Genomic DNA, 2,190 nt, shown 5'->3' on the forward strand with positions numbered 1-2,190 from the left:
GGCATAAAGCTCCCATGCCAGCAGGAGCAGCCCGACCGAGATAATGGCCGGTCCCGCCTTGACAAGAAGGCTCGCGATCGGGCGCGAAGCGACGGATGATGAGGCCACTGGAGATAACCTTTGACGGCCGCGCGGAGGCGGCGGCAGCTTCAGACCGCCGACGGGCTGTTGGCCGAGACCGTGACGTCGAGGGTTACGTGGCCGGCGCCTGGTCCGAAGCGGCAGAAAGCCTCGTCCAGCGCCGAAAAGATCGCGCCGGCATCACCGCGCAATTTCGTGCAGAAATGCTTGGAACGTTCATAGACGCCGGACTGCTTGAGAAAGTCGATGCAGCCGTAGATCTCGTCCATGTGGTCGTCGGTGCCCATCACATAGAGCGAGAACTGCGCTGCCGCCGGCTGGCCGGTGGCAGCTGCATTGTGCACCGCCGCGATGGCCGCATCCTTGCGCGGACCGAGTGGCCCGACAGGCCCGCCAAGTGCATCGGAGCGGCAGATCGGATCATCCGGCTCGCCAGGGCAGCCGCGCGAGATGGTGGCCGACAACACGCAATGTTTGCCGCTGCGCGCCGCCGCCACGAAGAGGTCGCGCATGGCGGGAAACAGCACTTCGGGCGGCCCGACCAGCAAGGTCGAGATGTCGTCGGTCTCGATCCTGAGCTTGTCACGCCAGGGATCGAGCGCGCCAAGCGCGCCAAGGATGACGCCGACGAAATCGTCGGCCATGGGATATAGGGAAATCTGTGCGCCTGAAAACATCGCCCGCCTCGCTCCGCTGGTATTACCCAGATCAGCTTCTAGGGTCTGTGGGCTTGCCGCCCCCGTCTCAGCCCCGACCGTACGGAGCACCCCTGTGGATGCGCGGGTTAAAGCACCATTCGAGCTGAAGTGAAAGCCGTTTTTTCAGCGCACTGCGCCAAAAGCATTGCGCCAGACATGGTGCTGCCTGAGCGGGATTATCGGGCACCCTCGCTGCCGCGAGCGGTTCTCTCCACAGTCGCGATGCAATCACCTTCGTGCACGCCGTCAACCACCTGACCGTGTTTGGCCGGCATGCGCATGCCGCAGGAAATCGACGAAGGCGCGCACGGTCGGCGGCGTATGGCGCTGCTTCTGGTAGCTGAGGAACCAGCCCGGAAAAGTCGCGCACCACTCATCCAGCAGCGAGACCAGTTTGCCGGCGTCGATCAGCGGACGCACCAGCTCTTCCGCCCAGAAGGCGATGCCGACGCCCTGCACCGCGGCGGCAACGGCCATGTCGCGGCTGGAGACGACCAGCGGACCATCGACCGCGACCGAGAACCATTGGCCACCCCTGGCGAATTCCCATGTGTAAAGGCCGGCGCTGCCCGGCCGGCGCCAGTTGATACAGCGGTGCTGGAGCAGATCCGCGGGTGCTGACGGTGATCCGTGACGGGCGATGTAGTCCGGCGAGGCCACGGCGAGTTGGCGCTGCGCGCCGCCAAGCGGCACCGCAACCATATCGGCTTCGAGAAATTCGCCAAGCCTGGCGCTGACATCATAGCCGGCCTCGACACTATCGATGGCGGCATCGTCGATCGTAACATCGAGCACGATGTCCGGCCATGTCTGATAAAAACGACCGAGCACCGGCTCCAGATAGGTGGCGGCGGCGACGCTAGGCATATGGACACGCAAGATGCCGGCCGGCGTGTCACGCAAGGCGGCGGCATCGCCGAGCGCCGCCTCCATCTCGGCCATGGCCGGCGCGAAGCGCGCGTGCAGGCGCGCGCCGGCTTCGGTCAGCGAGAGACTGCGGGTCGTGCGGTTGAGCAGGCGCAAGCCAAGCCGCGCTTCGAGCTGGCGGATCATCTGGCTGAGCGTCGATGCCGAAATCCGGAGATCTTCCGCGGCACGAGCAAAATTGCCATGCGCGACGACAGTGGCAAAGGCCTTCAGCTCCGCATAGTCACTTCCGCGCATTATGCCATATTCTCCAATGAGTATGATGGAATTCTATCGCATTTTCCGTAGGGGGTCTGCTGCCTAGCTTGAGGACATGTCTCGAACGTCGCCGATCATCGGCATCGAGCTCATCTGAATCTCCCTCTGAGCAGGAGCGACGAACATGTGGAAACTCAACGGAAAAATCGCCTTGGTGACCGGCGCCTCCTCCGGCATCGGGATGGCAACAGCACTTGCGCTTGCAGCGCAAGGCGCGGTCGTTGCC

3 protein-coding genes and 1 riboswitch are annotated in these 2,190 nt (G+C 63.9%); of the genes, 1 reads left to right on the top strand and 2 read right to left on the bottom strand.

Annotation, left to right across the window (positions count from 1 at the left end; translation table 11 throughout):
• Positions 1-149 precede the first annotated feature (149 nt).
• A complete protein-coding gene (locus tag EN993_RS35050) occupies positions 150-758 on the bottom strand; it encodes a YkoF family thiamine/hydroxymethylpyrimidine-binding protein (protein WP_109661449.1) in 609 nt (202 codons plus the stop codon).
• Positions 749-862: riboswitch (TPP riboswitch) on the bottom strand. Its footprint overlaps the gene before it by 10 nt.
• A gap of 163 nt (positions 863-1,025) precedes the next feature.
• Positions 1,026-1,943 (bottom strand): LysR family transcriptional regulator, encoded by a 918-nt coding sequence (locus tag EN993_RS35055; protein WP_127266166.1) that lies wholly within the window; start codon positions 1,941-1,943, stop codon positions 1,026-1,028.
• A gap of 145 nt (positions 1,944-2,088) precedes the next feature.
• On the opposite strand from EN993_RS35055, the gene EN993_RS37515 reads away from it, so the two are divergent.
• The coding region (locus tag EN993_RS37515; protein ID WP_127266167.1) for an SDR family NAD(P)-dependent oxidoreductase at positions 2,089-2,190 on the top strand (102 nt) is incomplete at its 3' end.

It is taken from the genome of Mesorhizobium sp. M7D.F.Ca.US.004.01.2.1 (genome assembly GCF_003997785.1).
In the GTDB taxonomy this organism is placed as follows: domain Bacteria; phylum Pseudomonadota; class Alphaproteobacteria; order Rhizobiales; family Rhizobiaceae; genus Mesorhizobium; species Mesorhizobium loti.